Source organism: Microbacterium sp. Y-01 (assembly GCF_003856715.1).
Taxonomy (GTDB): Bacteria; Actinomycetota; Actinomycetes; order Actinomycetales; family Microbacteriaceae; genus Microbacterium; species Microbacterium algeriense.
This window is the reverse complement of the sequence record NZ_CP024170.1, coordinates 87,662-104,932: the sequence shown is the minus strand read 5'-3', so window position 1 is coordinate 104,932 and position 17,271 is coordinate 87,662. Positions and strand designations below refer to the sequence as shown.

At 69.6% G+C, this 17,271-nt stretch carries 14 protein-coding genes; 7 read left to right on the top strand and 7 right to left on the bottom strand.

Translation table 11 applies throughout. The annotated features are described in order from the left end of the window. Positions 1 to 40 precede the first annotated feature (40 nt). Complete coding sequence (gene argG, locus CSX12_RS00495) at positions 41 to 1,486, top strand: argininosuccinate synthase (RefSeq protein ID WP_017201354.1); 1,446 nt, start codon at positions 41 to 43, stop codon at positions 1,484 to 1,486. 4 nt (positions 1,487 to 1,490) lie between these two features. Here the strand turns inward: argG and CSX12_RS00490 are convergent, their stop codons facing one another. Further along, a complete protein-coding gene (locus tag CSX12_RS00490) occupies positions 1,491 to 2,027 on the bottom strand; it encodes an FCD domain-containing protein (RefSeq protein WP_124894477.1) in 537 nt (178 codons plus the stop codon). A gap of 185 nt (positions 2,028 to 2,212) precedes the next feature. Between CSX12_RS00490 and CSX12_RS00485 the strand changes: the two genes are divergently transcribed. The 5 genes from CSX12_RS00485 to CSX12_RS00465 all read left to right on the top strand — a co-directional run bounded on the left by CSX12_RS00485 (position 2,213) and on the right by CSX12_RS00465 (position 9,229). Then, positions 2,213 to 2,857 (top strand): TetR/AcrR family transcriptional regulator, encoded by a 645-nt coding sequence (locus tag CSX12_RS00485; protein ID WP_017201356.1) that lies wholly within the window; start codon positions 2,213 to 2,215, stop codon positions 2,855 to 2,857. Further along, on the top strand, positions 2,854 to 3,795 hold the full coding sequence (locus CSX12_RS18570; RefSeq protein ID WP_206427112.1) for a hypothetical protein: 942 nt from the start codon (positions 2,854 to 2,856) through the stop codon (positions 3,793 to 3,795). Before CSX12_RS00485 ends, CSX12_RS18570 begins: the two co-directional genes overlap by 4 nt. After that, positions 3,792 to 5,627, top strand: coding sequence for a YhgE/Pip family protein (locus CSX12_RS00475; protein ID WP_124894476.1), 1,836 nt, complete (start codon positions 3,792 to 3,794; stop codon positions 5,625 to 5,627). The genes CSX12_RS18570 and CSX12_RS00475 overlap by 4 nt, the downstream gene beginning before the upstream one ends. A 133-nt stretch (positions 5,628 to 5,760) precedes the next feature. Further along, positions 5,761 to 8,412 carry a penicillin acylase family protein gene (locus CSX12_RS00470; RefSeq protein ID WP_124894475.1) on the top strand — a complete coding sequence of 884 codons (2,652 nt, stop codon included), beginning with the start codon at positions 5,761 to 5,763 and terminating at the stop codon, positions 8,410 to 8,412. Positions 8,413 to 8,467: 55 nt separating this feature from the next. Continuing rightward, positions 8,468 to 9,229 carry an alpha/beta hydrolase gene (locus tag CSX12_RS00465; protein ID WP_017201359.1) on the top strand — a complete coding sequence of 254 codons (762 nt, stop codon included), beginning with the start codon at positions 8,468 to 8,470 and terminating at the stop codon, positions 9,227 to 9,229. Positions 9,230 to 9,338: 109 nt separating this feature from the next. Here the strand turns inward: CSX12_RS00465 and mnhG are convergent, their stop codons facing one another. The 6 genes from mnhG to CSX12_RS00435 are packed head-to-tail and all read right to left on the bottom strand — an operon-like array spanning position 9,339 to position 15,645. Then, complete coding sequence (gene mnhG / locus CSX12_RS00460; protein ID WP_124894474.1) at positions 9,339 to 9,728, bottom strand: monovalent cation/H(+) antiporter subunit G; 390 nt, start codon at positions 9,726 to 9,728, stop codon at positions 9,339 to 9,341. Continuing rightward, complete coding sequence (locus CSX12_RS00455; protein WP_017201361.1) at positions 9,725 to 9,994, bottom strand: monovalent cation/H+ antiporter complex subunit F; 270 nt, start codon at positions 9,992 to 9,994, stop codon at positions 9,725 to 9,727. The genes mnhG and CSX12_RS00455 overlap by 4 nt, the downstream gene beginning before the upstream one ends. After that, positions 9,991 to 10,584 carry a Na+/H+ antiporter subunit E gene (locus CSX12_RS00450; protein ID WP_124894473.1) on the bottom strand — a complete coding sequence of 198 codons (594 nt, stop codon included), beginning with the start codon at positions 10,582 to 10,584 and terminating at the stop codon, positions 9,991 to 9,993. Before CSX12_RS00450 ends, CSX12_RS00455 begins: the two co-directional genes overlap by 4 nt. Continuing rightward, positions 10,581 to 12,134, bottom strand: coding sequence for a Na+/H+ antiporter subunit D (locus tag CSX12_RS00445; RefSeq protein ID WP_017201363.1), 1,554 nt, complete (start codon positions 12,132 to 12,134; stop codon positions 10,581 to 10,583). The genes CSX12_RS00450 and CSX12_RS00445 overlap by 4 nt, the downstream gene beginning before the upstream one ends. Further along, a complete protein-coding gene (locus tag CSX12_RS00440) occupies positions 12,131 to 12,676 on the bottom strand; it encodes a Na(+)/H(+) antiporter subunit C (RefSeq protein WP_124894472.1) in 546 nt (181 codons plus the stop codon). Before CSX12_RS00440 ends, CSX12_RS00445 begins: the two co-directional genes overlap by 4 nt. Next, positions 12,676 to 15,645 (bottom strand): Na+/H+ antiporter subunit A, encoded by a 2,970-nt coding sequence (locus CSX12_RS00435; protein ID WP_124894471.1) that lies wholly within the window; start codon positions 15,643 to 15,645, stop codon positions 12,676 to 12,678. Before CSX12_RS00435 ends, CSX12_RS00440 begins: the two co-directional genes overlap by 1 nt. 119 nt (positions 15,646 to 15,764) lie before the next feature. On the opposite strand from CSX12_RS00435, the gene CSX12_RS00430 reads away from it, so the two are divergent. Next, the gene (locus CSX12_RS00430) at positions 15,765 to 17,264 is read left to right on the top strand and encodes a hypothetical protein (protein ID WP_124894470.1); all 1,500 of its coding nucleotides are present in this window, start codon (positions 15,765 to 15,767) and stop codon (positions 17,262 to 17,264) included. Positions 17,265 to 17,271 lie beyond the last annotated feature (7 nt).

Genomic DNA, 17,271 nt, shown 5'->3' with positions numbered 1-17,271 from the left:
GGCAGAAAGCGACACGCCGCCCGCGGATAGACTGGGAGTCATGTCCAAGGTCCTCCAGTCCCTGCCCGTCGGCGAGCGCGTCGGCATCGCCTTCTCCGGAGGACTCGACACCTCCGTCGCCGTCGCGTGGATGCGCGAGAAGGGCGCTGTGCCCTTCACCTACACCGGCGACCTCGGCCAGTACGACGAAGACGACATCGCCTCGATCCCCGGCCGCGCGCTGGAGTACGGCGCCGAGGCGTCGCGCCTGATCGACTGCAAGACCGCCCTGGTCGAGGAGGGCTTCGTCGCCCTCTCCTGCGGCGCGTTCCACATCCGCTCCGGCGGCAAGACCTACTTCAACACGACGCCCCTCGGCCGCGCGGTCACCGGCACCATGCTGGTGCGCGCCATGAAGGAGGACGGCGTCGACATCTGGGGCGACGGCTCCACCTACAAGGGCAACGACATCGAGCGGTTCTACCGCTACGGTCTGCTCGCCAACCCCCGCCTGCGGATCTACAAGCCGTGGCTCGACGCCGAGTTCGTCACCGAGCTGGGCGGCCGCAAGGAGATGAGCGACTGGCTCGTCGCCCGCGACTTCCCGTACCGCGACTCCGCCGAGAAGGCGTACTCGACCGACGCGAACATCTGGGGCGCGACGCACGAGGCGAAGACGCTCGAGCACCTCGACGTCTCGCTCGAGACCGTCGACCCGATCATGGGCGTCAAGTTCTGGGACCCCTCGGTCGCGATCGAGACCGAGGACGTCAGCGTCACGTTCGAGGGCGGACGCCCGGTCGCGATCAACGGCGTCGAGTACTCCGACCCGGTCGCGCTGGTCATGGAGGCCAACACGATCGGCGGGCGCCACGGCCTGGGCATGAGCGACCAGATCGAGAACCGCATCATCGAGGCGAAGTCACGCGGCATCTACGAGGCTCCGGCCATGTCGCTGCTGTTCATCGCCTACGAGCGCCTGGTCAACGGCATCCTGAACGAAGACACCCTCGCGACGTACCACGAGCAGGGTCGCCGCCTCGGTCGCCTCATGTACGAGGGACGCTGGCTCGAGCCGCAGTCGCTCATGCTGCGCGAGTCGATCCAGCGCTGGGTCGGCCTCACGATCTCCGGAACCGTCACGATCCGCCTGCGCCGCGGCGATGACTGGACCATCCTCGACACCGTGTCCCCCAACCTGTCGTACGGGCCGGAGAAGCTCTCGATGGAGCGCGTCGGGGATGCCGCCTTCGGTCCGGTCGACCGGATCGGCCAGCTCACGATGCGCAACCTCGACATCGCCGACTCCCGTGCGCGCCTGGAGCAGTACGCGGGCCTCGGCCTCGTCGGCGGCGCGACGGGTGAGCTCGTCGGTCGCGTGACGGCGGGCGAGGCCGCCGAGATCACCGAATCGGTGCACGGCTCGATCTCCGAAGCGGATGAGACCCTCGCGGATGCCGTGGACACGGCCTCCGAGGGCGCGGCGTTCGACTCCGGCACCGACTGATCGGTCATCCCCCTGGCGACCAGCGGCCGCCTGGGGAGCCGGCTCCGTCGGCGTGATCGATGACCCGGGGAAGCACGTCGTCGACGAGCGTCACGACGGCCGCGCAGGTCAGCGTCTCGTCGCGCTCGCGCACGGCGTCGCCGATGGCGTCCGCGCATCTCCGACTGTCGTCCCAGTCGCGGGCGTCGCGTGTGTGCTGCGCGATGCGGCCGATCTGCGGTCCCAGGATGTCGATCACGGCGACGCGCATGACGTTGCCTTCGATGCGCGCGAAGCCCGCCGCGAGCGCACGCAACGCGAAACAGAAGGCGGAGGCGTCGCGGTCGGCGGCCACGTCGGACAGATCCTCGGCGAGATCGACGAGATACGTGACGTCGTCCGCGGCGAGGAGCGGCATCGCGTGGCGCACCGATCCGATCCACACGTCGCCGAAGAGAGCGACCGCATCCCGGACGCGGTCCAGGTCAGGCGGCCCGCCGGCGAGCTTCGGATGCCGTCCGGGCACGGCGTTGAGACGAGCCAGTTCATACCATTCGACCAAGGCGGTCCCCCCACCACTCCATTCGGTCGACGCTCCCTGACCCCGCCGCTTCTGTCGGCGGATCCGACGTGACCTCGCTGTTGCGCCGTGCGCAACGCGTAACATTACAGCTCGCCCGCTCAAGGAATCCTGTAAGCCCGACGATTATCTTGCACACGTCTGTGCATGATAGGTATCATCGGGACATGACCACTCGCGCACCCCGCCGCGACGCCGTGGAGAACCGCGCCGGCATCCTGTCCGCCGCTCGCGCGACGCTGGCACTCGACCCCTACGCCTCGATCGATGTCATCGCCCGCAGTGCCGGCCTCTCCCGCCGCACCCTCTACGGCCACTTCGATGACCGCGAGGCCCTGATCCGCGAACTCATCTCGAGCGGCGCGCAGCGCTTCAACGCCATCGCCGCCTCGATCGACGACGCCGACTCCCGGCTCGCCCTCGCCCGTCTGGCCGCCCTCCTCTGGCAGGAGGCCGCTCACGTGCAGCTCGCCGCCGCGCTCGCGCTCGACGAGGCACACCTCGAGCACACGGCGACCGCCCTCGCCCCGCTGCGCCGGACGGTGGCGGGGCTCGTCCGACGCGGGCAGGACGACGGCAGCTTCCGCACCGACCTCACCGCACCGACTCTCGCGCGCCTGATCGAGGAGATCGCCCGAACGGTCATCTCCCGGACGGATGCCGCCAGCAGCGGCGCGGCGAACCTCGCCGTGCGCGCGGTACTGAGCATCGCCGGGCTGTCCTGGCGTGAGGCAGACACGCTCCTCGCGGCGCACCCCGATCTCGGCGCGGTCACCGAGACACCCGAACCCACACTGGAGGATCGCGCATGAAGATCGCCCTGCAGGAGGTGAGCAAAGGCCGCAACGGCCAGGCGCTCCCGCTGACATCGCTGGAGTTCCACACCGGATCCGTTCGGTTCGCCCTCGCCGAGACCGAACAGCGACCCACCGTGCTCGGCCTGATCGCCAGTGGTCGGATGCGCCCCGACTCGGGTCGCGTCAGCATCGACGGCAGCACCGACACCAAAGCTCTGCGGCGCCGAGTGGCGCTGGTCGATGCCCCGGACGTGAGCGACCCGCACCCGGACATCGCCCTCGCCGGCGTCGTCGGCGAGGAGCTGATGTTCGCCGGGGTCGGAGCCACTCCGCTGCACGCCCGCCGCTGGCTGGCCCAGCTGGGCTACGCGGAGCTCGCGTCCGTGCCGATCGGCAGCATCGACCCGGCCGCGCGCGTCCGCATCCTGTGCGAGCTCGCCATCCTGCGCGAAGGGGTCGACGGCATCGTCCTGGTCTCCCCGGACCGCCACGGAGGCAGCCCAGACGGCTGGTGGCGCATCGCCGGCGAGTTCGCCGACCGCGGCTACGCGATGCTCGTGATCGTCGGCGGCTCCGCTGCCGTCGCCCTGGAGCGGATGCACGAGTTCGACGCCGTCAACGCCTCCGGACCCGTGGAGCCGCTGGCCCTCGAACCCCTTCGACAGGCTCAGGGACCCACCGAGGACTGGGTCGCTGAGCCTGCCGAAGCGCCCGAACCCACCGAGGACTGGGTCGCTGAGCCTGTCGAAGCGCCCGAACCCACCGAGGACTGGGTCGCTGAGCCTGCCGAAGCGCCCGAACCCACCGCCCTTCGACAAGCTCAGGGACCCACCGAAACGGCGGAACCCGAGAACTGGGTCGCTGAGCCTGTCGAAGCGCCGGGACCCACCGACACCGGGGGCGCTGAGCCTGTCGAAGCGCCCCGCACGGACGAGAAGGGAGAGGCGCGATGAAGGTTCCCGCCATGATCGCCGCGGAACTGCGGCGCCTCACCGCGAGCAAGATGGGCATCCTCGCGCTCGTCGCGCTGATCTGCGTGCCGATCCTCTACGGCGGTCTCTACCTCTGGGCCAACCAGGACCCGTATGCCAAGTTCCCCGACGTGCCGGTGGCGCTCGTGGTCGACGACGAAGGCGCTCCCGCCCCGACCACGGGCACCGAGCCGGCCAACGGCGACACCGTCAACTACGGCGAGGACGTCGCCGAGAACCTCATCGAGGGCAACGCGTTCGACTGGCAGCGGATGTCGGAGAAGGAAGCCGCCGAGGCCCTGCGCACGGGCTCGGTCGACTTCACCGTGACGATCCCGACCGATTTCTCCGCCGCCCTGACCTCCGCCGCCGGGGACGATCCCCACCAGGCCCGCATCGAGCTGGAGACCAACGACGCGAACAACTACCTCGCCTCCTCGATGGGAACGCAGGCGGTCGAGAAGATCCGCAGCTCCGTGGCCGAGATGGTCGGCAGCGAGGCGGCCGAGCGCCTGCTCACGGGTCTCAGCGACGTGCGCGACAAGCTCATCACCGCGACGGACGGGGCTTCGCAGCTCGCCGACGGCGCCGGATCCGCCGCGTCCGGCAGCTCGACGCTCGCCGACGGCACCGCCCAGCTCGCCGACGGCACCGCGCAGCTCGCCGCCGGTGCGCAGACGCTCGCATCCGGCGCCCAGCAGGTGAGCGCCGGGAACCGGCAGCTCGCGGATGTGGCCGACCGCGCCGGCTCCGCGGTCCAGCAGGCGACGGACGCGCTGCCGCAGGTGCGCACCGACATCGCGAACGCGCTGACCGAACAGGGGCTGACCCCGGAGGAGATCGATCAGGTCCTCGCGAAGCTCGACCCCCTCGGCACCCGTCTGCAGGAAGGCAACGCGCAGGTGCAGGGCGCCGTCGGGAAGGTCGATCAGTTGGCCGACGGCGCGGCCTCCCTCGCCGCCGGCGCCTCCGACCTCGCCACCGGCGCGGGAACGGTCGCTTCGGGCGCCTCCGCCGCGAACGACGGCGCCGCGCAGCTGCGGGACGGATTGGCGACCCTCGCCTCCGGAACAGCCGAGCTGCGAGACGGTCTCTCGAACGGCGTCGACGCGATCCCGGCGTCCACGCCCGAGCTGCGCTCCCTGCAGGCCGACACGATCTCCGACCCGGTGAAGGTGTCGAGCGACAAGGTCGCGTCCGCTGAGGACTACGGCGCCGGACTCGCCCCCTTCTTCGCGGCCCTGTCCGCATGGATCGGCATCTACGCGCTGTTCCTCATCGTGAAGCCGATCTCCCGCCGTGCGATCACCGCGCTGCACTCCCCGATCCGGATCACGCTGGCCGGCTGGCTGACGCCCGCGATGCTCGGCGCCGTGCAGATGCTCGGGCTGATGGGCATCCTCGCGATCACCCTCGGCTTCACGTTCGACCACCCGCTCGGCACGCTGGGCGTCATGATGTTCGCCTCGGCCACGTTCGCCGCGATCATCCTCGCCCTCAACGTCTGGCTCGGCTCGGTCGGACAGTTCCTCGGGCTGGTGCTCATGGTGCTGCAGCTGGTCACGGCGGGCGGCACCTTCCCGTGGCAGACGCTGCCCGCACCGCTCGCCGCCCTGCATCACGTGCTCCCCCTCGGATACGTCGTCGACGCGATGCGGCAGCTCATGTACGGCGGAGACTACGCGCGCGCCGGCTGGGACCTCGCGGTGCTCGGAGCCTGGCTCGCGGGCGCGCTGCTGCTCGCGATGATCGGGGTGACCAGGATGACCCACCGCCGGACGCTGCGCGACCTGCAGCCGAGCCTGATCGGGTGACGATCCGAGCGCTCGTCGAGGATGAACCCGCGGCGAGCGCTCGGACGGATATGATGCGAGGGCGCGACCCTGAAACGCGCACTGGGGCTCGGTGGGACTGAGTCCCACCTGCTACCCGAAAGAGTTCTCGACGATGATGACCGATTCACCGGAGTCCGCCGCACCCTCGCGCCCCTCACTGGGCGTCCGCATCGGACGCATCGCCTTCCTCGTGGTCGCCGGCATCGTCGTGATCGCGGTGGCCGCGGCGTTCTTCGTGACCTGGACGATCCAGCGGTCGTTCCCGCAGACGGCGGGCTCCCTGGAACTCGACGGCCTGCAGGCCGCGGTGACGGTGCAGCGCGACGACCGCGGCATCCCGACCATCACTGCCGACTCCACCGACGATCTCTTCTACGCCGAGGGCTTCGTGCACGCGCAGGACCGGTTCTTCGAGATGGACTTCCGTCGTCACGTCACGGCGGGCCGGGTGGCGGAGATGTTCGGCGAGTCGCAGGCCGGGACCGACGCCTTCCTCCGCACGCTCGGCTGGCGCAAGGTCGCCGAGGCCGAGGTCGAGGCGATGGACGAGACGACGCTCAGCTACTACGAGGCCTACGCGGCGGGCGTCAACGCGTACCTCGCGTCGCGATCGGGCGCAGAGCTCTCACTCGAGTACGCCGTGCTCGGCATGCAGAACCCCGACTACGCCCCCGAGCCCTGGGAACCCGCGGATTCCGTCGCCTGGTTGAAGGCGATGGCATGGGACCTCCGCGGGAACATCGAGAACGAGACCGAGCGGTCGCTCCTGGCCGCCGAGCTGAGCGGGAGCGAGGACTCGACCGCGACCGCCGACCTGCTCCGCAAGCTCTACCCCGACTACCCGTTCGACGAGAATCCGGTGATCGTGCCGAAGATCTCGACCGTGCCCGCGCTCGGCACGGACGTCGAGCCCGCCGCGTACACTCCCACCGACGCAGAGGGCGAGGTGCAGCAGGCGTCGACCACGATCGAGTGGCAGGAGACCTCGAACGTGATCGAGGCCGCCAGCGCACTCGTGGGAGACGTCGGTGAGGGCATCGGCTCGAACTCGTGGGTCGTCTCGGGAGCCCTGACCGAATCCGGGATGCCCCTGCTGGCGAACGACCCCCACCTGGGCGCCTCCCTCCCCTCCGTCTGGTATCAGGTGCAGCTGAAGTGCTCGACGGTCGACGAGGACTGCCCGTTCGACGTGGGCGGCTTCTCGTTCTCCGGCCTCCCGGGGATCGTGATCGGCCACAACCAGAAGATCGCCTGGGGGTTCACGAACCTCACGACCGACGTCACCGACCTCTATCTCGAGCGGGTCGAGGGCGACTCCTACTGGCGCGACGGCCAGCTGCTCCCCCTCGTGGAGACCACCGAGACGATCAAGGTCGCCGGCGCCGATGACATCGACCTCACCATCCGCTCCACCGTGCACGGGCCCATCATCTCCGGCCTCACCGACGACTTCACGGCGATCGCCGATGATCCGGATCCCGCACTCTCCGCCGAAGACGGGACCCCCGCGCCGACACCGCCGGGGGACGACGACACCGAGTACGCGGTCAGCCTCCGGTGGACGGCACTCGACCCCGGCACGGCCGCGACGGCGATCTTCGCCCTGTCGACAGCACAGGACTTCGACGACTTCCGCCTCGCTGCGTCGCTCTTCGACGTCCCGGCGCAGAACCTGATCTACGCCGACACCGAGGGCAACATCGGCTACCAGACCCCCGGTCGCCTGCCGATCCGCGGGGCCGGCGACGGGTGGATGCCCCAGCCAGGGTGGGACAGCAGCTACGACTGGACCGGCTTCATCCCGTTCGAGGAGCTCCCGGTGGCGTACAACCCGAGCTCCGGCTACATCGTCACCGCGAACAACGCGATCGTGACCGACGACTACGACCACTTCCTCTCGCGCGACTGGGACTACGGCTACCGCGCGGCGCGCATCGCCGATCTGCTCGAGCGTCGTTCGGCGGCGGCACCGCTCACCGCCCAGGACATGCGCGACATCCAGATGGACGACGAGATGTGGATCGGCAAGCAGCTCGCTGCCGCGATGGCCGACGTCGACGTCTCGGGTGCGGGCCCGAAGGAGGCCGTGGACCTGCTGCTCGCCTGGGATGCGCAGAACACCGCCTCGTCGCCTGCCGCCGCCTACGCGAACGTGCTGTGGTCGAACCTCGTGCAGAATCTGTTCGCCGAACGGGATCAGCCGCTCCCCATCGACGGCCAGGGGCGGTTGTTCACCGTCGTCGGCGACCTGCTGGACGACCCCGCCGATCCGCTGTGGACCAACGCCCAGCTCGATGTCTCCGGCATGGAGGAGATGCTCGCGCTGTCAGCCGAGGAGGCGTACGACGAGCTCGCCGCGGTGCAGGGCACGACGACGGCCCGGTGGAACTGGGGCGACCTGCACGCGATCACCCTGACCAGCGACACGCTCGGGTCCTCGGGGATCGCCCCGATCGAAGCGCTCTTCAACCGCGGCCCGTTCCCCGTGGGCGGGGGCGCCTCCGTGGTGAACGCCACGGGGTGGCAGCTCGGCACCTCCTACGCCACGACCACGGTCCCGTCGATGCGGATGGTGGTGGACCTCGCCGACCTCGACGCCTCGACCTGGAATCACCTCACCGGAGCCTCCGGACACGCCTTCCACGAGCACTACACCGACCAGACCGCGGACTGGCTGGTCGGCGACCAGAAGCCCTGGGCCTTCTCCGACAAGGCGGTGAAGGCCGCGACCGTCGACACGCTCACGCTGACGCCCGCGGGCTGAACGCAGGTCGGGCTCGCTGAGAGAACGCCGCAGGATGCTCGGCTAGCGTGGAGGCGTGCCATCCAGCTATCTCGCCCCGAAGGGCACCCCGGTCACCCTGTTGGAGTTCGAGCACGGCGGCGCCACGCTGATCGCCGAGACGTTCGGGGACGGCCCGCACACGTACCTGCTGCTGCACGGGATCGGCATGGGACGGAGCGTCTACCTCGACATCGTGCAGCGACTCGAAGGACGGGTGATCGCCCTGGACCTTCCCGGGTTCGGCGAGGCTCCGGAGCCGACGCGCACCCTGACGATGGAGCGGCACGCCGACCTGGTCGCGGCCTACCTGAGGCACGTGGACTCCGGCCCCGTCGTGGTGATCGGCCACTCGATGGGCAGTCAGATCGCGGCTGAGCTCGCCGCCCGGCATCCGTCCCTCGTCGAAGGGGTCGTCCTGGCCGGGCCGACCGTCAACAAGGCCGCCCGCAACATCGGGGCCCAGGCACGGTATCTGCTGATCGACCTCATCGGCGAACGTCCCCTCGTCATATGGCGCGGTGCACGAGAGTACCTCCGCGGCGGCCCGCACCTGTTCCGCAAGATGCGGGCGACCATCGTGCACGAGCCGGAGGACGCGTTCGTGCGCATCGACTGCCCCGTGCTGGTGCTGCGCGGAGAGGACGACCCGCTCGCCCCCATGAGCTGGTGCCAGGAGATCCTCGATGCGATCCCCGGAGCCGATCTCGAGGTCATCCCCGACCACGGACACGGCACGCTCATCAGCGACTCCGAGCCCGCGGCGCGCCTCATCCACGAGTTCGCCGCCCGGCTCTGATCCGCTCCCGCACCGCGGCGGGTCAGGCAAGCGTGTCGAATCAGGCAGTTCCTTCACAGAATGGCCTGATGCCGCGGGAGCGCCTGATCTCGGCGGGCGGGAGGAGGGGTCAGCCGGCGGCGGGCGGGGTCTGCTTCGACTCGGCCAGCTCGTCGACGACGAGTCCACGCTGCTCGATCGTGCCGTTGCGATACGCCTGACGCCCGACCATGTGCGCGGAGAGCGGCGCGGTCGCGAACTGCATCAGCACCACGGGCGTGACCAGCGCCAGCCCGAACAGGATGCCGCCGACCGAGCGCTGCGACAGTGCGATCGCGATGCAGATGAGCAGCAGGCCGAGGACCTGGGGCTTGGTCGCCGCGTGCAGGCGGGTCGGCACGTCACGGAAGTGAAGCAGACCGACCGACGCCGACAGGCACAGCACCGCCCCGAACAGGATGAGGATGAGCACCGCCGTGTCGATGACGGGGTCGGGGATCATGAGACCGAACACGTTCATGGTGTCGTGTTGTCCCTTCTCGCGACGAAGCGGGCGACGCCGATCGAGCCGAACACCCCGACCGCGGCGATGATGAGCAGCACCGGGATGTTGCGGGTGTGTCCGTTGATCGCCATCTCCGCGCCGAGGACGCACATGACCTCGGTGAGCAGCACGTCGGAGGCGACGGCGCGGTCGAGGATCGACGGGCCGCGCACGATGCGGATCAGGGCGAGGATCGCGGCGATGCCGAACACCACGAGGATCACCAGGAGCAGGATGTTCATCGGGCACCGCCCTTCGTCGCGTGATCGGCCCCGGCGCGCTGGTCGGCCTTGAGGGCACGGTACTGCGCCGGGTCGCCGAGCGCACGCACGACGCGGCGCTCCCAGCGCAGGATGCCCTGGCGCTGCTTCTCGACGTCGTCGCGGTTGCGGACGCCGATCACATGCAGGTACAGGATGCGACGGTCGCGGTCCGTCTCGACCACCAGCGATCCCGGGATCAACGACGACACCACGGCGACGTGCGTCATGACCAGGTCGTCGGCGTAGCGGAGGGGGACGGCGATGATCGCGGTACCGGGCTGGCGACGGAAGTCGAACACCTGTCGGGTCACGGCGAGCGCGCCGACCACCATGGCTCCGAGGAACTGGACGACGAAGAGCGCGGCGTACCAGAGGTTGATCCGTCCGGACAGGGCCACGGTCGGCAGCCGGAAGACGCGGGTCACGAAGATCGCCACGACGAGACCGGTGAGGAAGGACAGCACGGTGAACTGCGCCCACAGCAGCATCCACAGCACCACGAGCCAGGCCAGGAAGGGCAGCTGCACCCGGATGTCACGCCACAGGTGGCGACGGGTCTCGCCTCTCATCCGCTCACCTCGTCTTCCAGCTGTACGAGGCTCACCGGCTGCAGAAGACCGGCGCCGATGCGGTCGCAGAGGGCGTAGAGCGGACCCGCGAACACGGTCAGGGCGAGGGTCACCGCGACCATCCCTCCGGTCGCGACGGTCATGATCCGCGGGATGCGTCGCCGCTCCTGCTGCTCGTCCGCTGCCGGTGCGTTGCCGAGGTACGAGATGCGGCCTTCCGTCTCGGCGGAGTCCTCCTCCTCGCGCCAGAACGCCAGGTTCCAGGCGCGCATCAGGGCGTAGAGCGTGAGGAGCGAGGTGATGATGCCGCCGAAGATCAGCACGATCATGAGCGGCGTTCCGACGGAGGCCGCCGCCTCGAACAGAGCGAACTTGCCGATGAAACCGGAGAACGGCGGCAGTCCGCCGAGGTTGATCGCCGGCACGAAGTAGAGGATCGCGATCAGCGGCGCGACCTTCAGCAGCCCCTTCACCCGCAGGATCGAGGTGCTGCCCGCTCGACGTTCGACCAGGCCCACCGCGAGGAAGAGAGTCGTCTGCACGACGATGTGGTGAACGATGTAGTAGACCGTGGCGCCGATCGCCGCAGGAGTCGCGATCGCCAGGCCGAAGATCATGTAGCCGACGTGGCTCACGAGCGTGAACGACAGGATGCGCTTCAGCTCGGCTTGCGCGACGGCGCCGAGCACGCCGACGACCATGGTCGCGAGCGCGATGATGAGCAGCAGCGTGTCGATGCTGTTCGAGGCGAAGAGCTGCGTCTCGGTGCGGATCAGGGCGTACACGCCGACCTTCGTCAGCAGGCCGGCGAACACCGCCGTGACCGGCGCCGGGGCCGTCGGGTAGGAGTCCGGCAGCCAGAAGGACACCGGGAAGATGGCGGCCTTGATGCCGAAGGCCACCACGAGCATCAGGTGCAGCACCAGCTGCGTCTCCTGCGGCAGCTCCGACATCCGCTCCGCGATCTGGGCCATGTTGACCGTGCCGAGCGCGCCGTAGATCATCGCGATCGAGGCGAGGAACAGGATCGACGAGACGAGCGAGACGACGATGTAGACGGCGCCGGTGCGGATGCGGGATTCGGTGCTGCCCAGGGTGATGAGCACGTAGGAGGCGACGAGCAGGATCTCGAAGCCGACGTAGAGATTGAACAGGTCGCCCGCGATGAAGGCGTTGAAGATGCCGGCCGCGAGGATCAGGTACGAGGGGTTGAAGATCGAGATGGGCGTCTCGTCGGACCCGTCCGCCGCACCTTGGCCGATCGAGAAGAGCAGGACCGCGAGCAGCACGATGCTCGAGATGAGCACGAGCAGCGCGGCGAGGCGATCCACGTAGAGCACGATGCCGAACGGCACCGGCCAGCCGCCGACCGAGACGGCGAGGGGCGCTCCGGCGTCCACCGCGACCAGCAGGATCGCGGCGATGACCGAGACCGCAGCAAGGGTGGCCACCGTGACGACGACCTGGAGGCGCGCGTTCCGGCCGAAGACGAGCGTGACGGCCGCGCCGAGCAGCGGCAGGGCGACGAGGAGAGGGATGAGGGCGGTCACGAGCGCTCCTCCCCGTCGTCTCGCGATTCGTCTCCCCAGCCGGTGGGGGCGTCGAACGGCGCGTCGTCGTGGATCGCGGGGTGATCGCGCATGTGCAGCACCGTGATGGGCGCGGTCTGCACACCCACGAAGTCGGTGGTCGCCTCGTCGTCTTCCGTCTCGGACTCGTCGTCCATGAGGTCTTCGTCGGCGTCGGTGCGCTCGCGGAGCGCGATGTCGGCCTCGTCGTCCTCGACCGTGTCGGCCTGGCCGAGCTGCCAGGAACGGTAGATCAGCGCGAGCAGGAAAGCCGATACCGCGAACGTGATCACGATCGCCGTCAGGGTCAGCGCCTGTGGGAGCGGGTCGCTCATCTCGCCTTCCGTGCCGAAGAACGGCGCGTTGCCCGGTACGCCCATGACGATCAGGAGCAGCAGGTTCGTGGCGTTGCCGAGCAGCAGGAAGCCGATCAGCACCCGGGTCAGGCTCCGCTCGAGCATCGCGTACACACCGCAGGCGAACAGGATCGCCATGATGACGATGAGGGTGAGGGAGACGTCCATCAGCTGCTCCTCCCGCCCCGCGAGAGGAAGCCTTCCGACCCCGGCGTCGTGCGCAGCGCGGCCTGGCGGTCGACCTCGGCCCCGAGGCTGCGCAGCACGTCGAGGACGAGCCCGATCACGACGAGGTACACGCCGATGTCGAAGATGGTCGAGGTGACGAACTCCATATGCCCGATGCCGGGGATCTCCCACTCCCAGAAGGTGCTGGTCAGGGGTGCGACCCCGAAGAACAGCGGGACCACTGCCGTGCCGACGGCGAGGATGAGACCCGCCCCGAGCAGTCGACCGGCGTCCGTCGGCGCGGCTGCGCCGAGCTCCCAACGACCGCCCGCGATGTAGCGCATGACCAGGGCCATGCCCGCGACGAGTCCCCCGGCAAAGCCGCCGCCGGGGAGGTTGTGCCCCGAGAACAGCAGGAAGATCGATACCACGATGATGGTGTGGAAGAGGACGCGGACGATGACCTCGAGCAGGATCGACCTGTTCTCGGGTTTCATCTTCTGCCCGCCGACGAGCCACGCCCGGGGGCTGCTCTCGTTCTCGGACGTCTGGAAGCGGATGCCGTCGGTGGTCTCCACGAGCGGGCGGCTGCGGGCGGCTTTGCGCGTCGCCCTCGGCAGGTTCTTGGTCGCAGCGAGCAGATCGGCGCGGTGCGTCACGAACACGAGGGACGCCACCCCGGTCGCGGCGAGCACGAGCACCGAGAGCTCTCCCATCGTGTCCCAGCCGCGCAGGTCGACGAGCGCGACGTTGACGACGTTCTTCCCGTGGCCGATCTCGTACGCGAGCTTCGGGAAGGCCTCGGAGATGGGGTCGGCGATGCGGGACTGCGTCGCGACGACCGCGACGAAGGCCATCGTCACGCCGACGCCGATCGCGAGGAGCGCCCGCGGAACCCGGCCGACGGACGCGTTGTGCTCGCCCATCCGTGCGGGGAGACGGCGCAGCACCAGGGCGAAGGTGACCATCGTGACCGTCTCCACCAGGATCTGCGTCAGAGCGAGGTCGGGGGCGCCGCTCGTCGCGAAGAGCACGACCATCCCGAGTCCGGTGACCGAGACCAGCACGACGCCGGTGTAGCGCTTCCGGGCTCGGACGGCGAAGATGCCGGCCGCGGCCATGATGGGCGCGACCACGATCTGCGCCGGGGTGTGCCAGGCCGACAGGTTGTACCGGTCGATGTCGCTCGCGATGAGGGCCGTGACCTCTGCCGCGACGAACACGACGAAGATGGTGCCGACGTACACCGGCAGCGAACCGCGCTGGGTCAGGGTGGTGCTCAGCACCGACAGGCGGTCGACGCCGCGCATCACCAGGTAGTACGCGTCGGCGGCGGTGAACGGCAGCGCTCTCGCCTTGCGGTCCCAACCGGTTCGGCGGCTGAGGAGGAAGATGCCGATGCCGAGCAGGATCGACGCGATGGAGAGGCCCAGCGCGGGCTCGAGACCGTGCCAGAGTGCAAGGTGACCCGGCCCCTCGACCGCTTCGCCCGCGTGGTCCAGTCCCGGTGCGGCCGTGATGGCGTATCCCTGCAGGGCGACGTCGAGCGCCGGGGCCCCGATGCCTGCGGCGAGCGTGACTCCGGCGAGGATGATCGGCGCGGAGAGGAAGCCCACCGGCGGGTCGGGCCACGCCGTGTCGGGCTGACGCTGACCGTTCTCGTCGCGCTTCTTCCAGAACGCACCCCAGAGGAAACGCGCGCCGTATGCCGCAGTGAGCATGGACCCGAGGACGACCCCGATGAGAGCGACCAGGCCCCAGGCCGAGCCACCCATCGCATCGTCCAGGAGTGCGGTGAGCGTGGACTCCTTGGCGACGAAGCCGATGGTCGGAGCGATGCCGGCCATGGACGCGACGGAGATGAAGGCCGCCGTCGCCATGACAGGGGCCTGCCGCCCGACCCCGGAGAGTTCGGTGATGTCACGCGTGGACAGTTGGCGGTCGATGACTCCGACGATCAGGAACAGCGCCGACTTGAACAGCGCATGCCCGATGACGAGGGCGAGACCGGCGAGTGCAGCCGCCTGCGTGCCGTAGCCGACCACCACCGCGAAGAATCCGAGCTGGCTGACGGTGCCGAAGGCGAGGATGCGCTTCAGGTCCGTCTCGCGCAGCGCCTGGATGCCGCCGAGCAGCATCGTGAAGATGCCGAGCGAGATGACGATCGGTCGCCAGGTCGCGCTGAACGCGAAGATCGGGGCGAAGCGGGCGATGAGGTAGATGCCGGCCTTCACCATGGCCGCGGCATGCAGGTAGGCGCTCACCGGGGTCGGCGCCGCCATCGCTCCCGGCAGCCAGAAGTGGAACGGGAACAGCGCCGACTTGCTGATCGCTCCGATGAGCAGCATCACGATCGCCGCGTCGATCAGCGGACCGGACGGCGCGATCTCGAGGATCTCGCGGATGCTCGACGTTCCGGTGTCGACCACGAGGAGAACGACCCCGACGAACATCACGAGGCCGCCGAGGGTCGTCACCAGCAGCGCCTGCAGCGCCGCACGTCGACTGGCCGCGCGGCGGCGGTAATGACCGATCAGGAGGTACGAGAGGATGCTCGTCACCTCCCAGAACATCACGAGCATCACCAGGTCGTCGGTCAGCACGAGACCGTACATCGCCCCGGCGAAGCCGAGCAGGACACCGGCGAACTGACCGATCCCCGCGGTCTCGTCGAAGAAGTACCAGCGGCAGTAGAGCAGGACCAGCGCTCCGACACCCGTCACGATCAGCGTCAGCACCCAGCCGAGCACGTCCATGTTCATGGACAGGTTGAGTCCGAGCTGCGGGATCCACGAGACCGACTCGAAGGGCGTGGGGCCGTCCAGCACCTGCGGCGTCATGACGAGGGCGTGCACGAAGGCCGCGGCGGGAACGAGGGCTGCGATGGCGAATGCCTGGGCTCCCAGCCAGCGCACCAGAACGGGCATCAACAGCGACCCGAGAAGGAACACGGCGAGGAGAGTCAGCATATACGCGGCTCCCTAGGGGCTCGTCGGCCGAGAGGCTCAGGCGGGCGGGTGTCCGACCAGTTTACCGGCGCGAGGGGGTCCGGCGGTCCACGGGTTCTCGATCGTGCGAGAGTGGGCGCATGCGGCGCGTGCGGATGCGAGAGCTTTCCGGCTGGGCGGGGGCGCTCGCCCTGGCACTGATGGCGCTCGGCCAGGTCGCGTCCACGCCCCGGGCCGAACTGCTGTTCCGCGATGGCGACTCGCTGATCGTGGCTCTGCTCGCCCGGTCCGTGCTCGCCGATGCACACGGGGACTGGACGATGTCGAGCGTCCTGTTCCTCCCGGAGTCCGCCGTGTTCACCGGCATCGACGCCCTTCTCCCGTTGGATGCCAACGGGCTGCTCGCGGTCAATGCCGTGCTGAACATGCTCGCCCTCTACGGTGCCCTGCGACTCGCGGCAGGACGCCGCCGCGACGGGACGGCTCCGGTGGCGTGGTCGCTGGTGGCCCTCGCGGCGTTCGCCGTGCTCGCCATGACCGGGATCTCGACCGCCCGGGATGCCCTGGAGCTCGCGTCGCTGCAGTTGACGACGACGTACTACGCGGCGACCGTCGTCGCCGTGGTGGTGTCGGCGGGTCTCGTGCGGCGCGTGCTCGATCGCACGGAGGGTGGCACGGGTTCGCTGGTGGCGCTCGGCGCGACCGCGACGCTCTCGACCCTCACGAATCCGCTGTATGCGGCATGGGCGACCGTCCCGATCGGGATCCTTCTCGTCGTTCTCGCCGCCCGCTCGCTGCGGAGCGGTCGAGTCGTCGGGCCCCTGGCCGCGCTGCTCGGTGGCACCGTGCTGGGCTTCCTCGGTCGTATTCCGTTCGGGGAATGGATCGCCAACACGGGTGCCTCCTACGTGCAGCCGCAGCAGTGGGCGCACTCCCTCGAGTACTACGCCGGGCTGCTCGCCGGACGACTGTCGAGCCCGCTCGGGGTGGTGGCGTGCGGGATCGTCGTCGCCCTGATCGCGGTGGCGGTGCTCCGGACGGCACGGGCCGTCGACCTCGGCGGGCGCTTCACCGCCGCTGTCGCCTGGTTCCTGCCCGTCCTCGTCGTGGTCGGCGCGATCGCCCTCGGCACCCACGCCGCGCGGTACCTCCAGCCGCTGGCCTTCGCGCCCCTGCTCGGTCTCGTCGCCGCGCCCCGCGCCGTGACGATGCCTCGGCGCGCGGGATCGGCGGTCGTCGCCGGCACCGCTGCACTGCTCCTGGCCGCCGGTGTGCTCAGCGTCCCGCGCATCGCCGCGGCGGCCTCGATGCCCGACCCCGATCTGCGCTGTGTCACCGACTGGGTGAACGCGTCCGGCCGCACCGGGGCGGGGCAGTTTTGGACCGTCCGGCTGCCCAAACTCCGTGTCGACGACCCGGCGAGCCTCGTGCAGGTCGATCACGAGCTCAACGGCTACGCCTGGCTGGTCGACCGGCACGACTTCGACGTGGGCGAGGTCTCGTTCCTCCTGGAGGACGCGCAGACGGTTCCCTGGCACCTTCCCGTGCCGGCCATCCCCGACGAGGTGATCGACTGCGGTCGCTACCGCATCCTCGACTTCGGAGACGCGGGCCTGCCGCTCGGGCCTCCGCGCAGCTGACCTCGGA

Coding starts and splice junctions, on each gene's coding strand:
- argG (WP_017201354.1), top strand. CDS start 41: ATGTCCAAGGTCCTCCAGTCCCTGCCCGTCGGCGAGCGCGTCGGCATC.
- CSX12_RS00485 (WP_017201356.1), top strand. CDS start 2,213: ATGACCACTCGCGCACCCCGCCGCGACGCCGTGGAGAACCGCGCCGGC.
- CSX12_RS18570 (WP_206427112.1), top strand. CDS start 2,854: ATGAAGATCGCCCTGCAGGAGGTGAGCAAAGGCCGCAACGGCCAGGCG.
- CSX12_RS00475 (WP_124894476.1), top strand. CDS start 3,792: ATGAAGGTTCCCGCCATGATCGCCGCGGAACTGCGGCGCCTCACCGCG.
- CSX12_RS00470 (WP_124894475.1), top strand. CDS start 5,761: ATGATGACCGATTCACCGGAGTCCGCCGCACCCTCGCGCCCCTCACTG.
- mnhG (WP_124894474.1), bottom strand. CDS start 9,728: ATGAACGTGTTCGGTCTCATGATCCCCGACCCCGTCATCGACACGGCG.
- CSX12_RS00455 (WP_017201361.1), bottom strand. CDS start 9,994: ATGAACATCCTGCTCCTGGTGATCCTCGTGGTGTTCGGCATCGCCGCG.
- CSX12_RS00450 (WP_124894473.1), bottom strand. CDS start 10,584: ATGAGAGGCGAGACCCGTCGCCACCTGTGGCGTGACATCCGGGTGCAG.
- CSX12_RS00440 (WP_124894472.1), bottom strand. CDS start 12,676: ATGGACGTCTCCCTCACCCTCATCGTCATCATGGCGATCCTGTTCGCC.
- CSX12_RS00435 (WP_124894471.1), bottom strand. CDS start 15,645: ATGCTGACTCTCCTCGCCGTGTTCCTTCTCGGGTCGCTGTTGATGCCC.
- CSX12_RS00430 (WP_124894470.1), top strand. CDS start 15,765: ATGCGGCGCGTGCGGATGCGAGAGCTTTCCGGCTGGGCGGGGGCGCTC.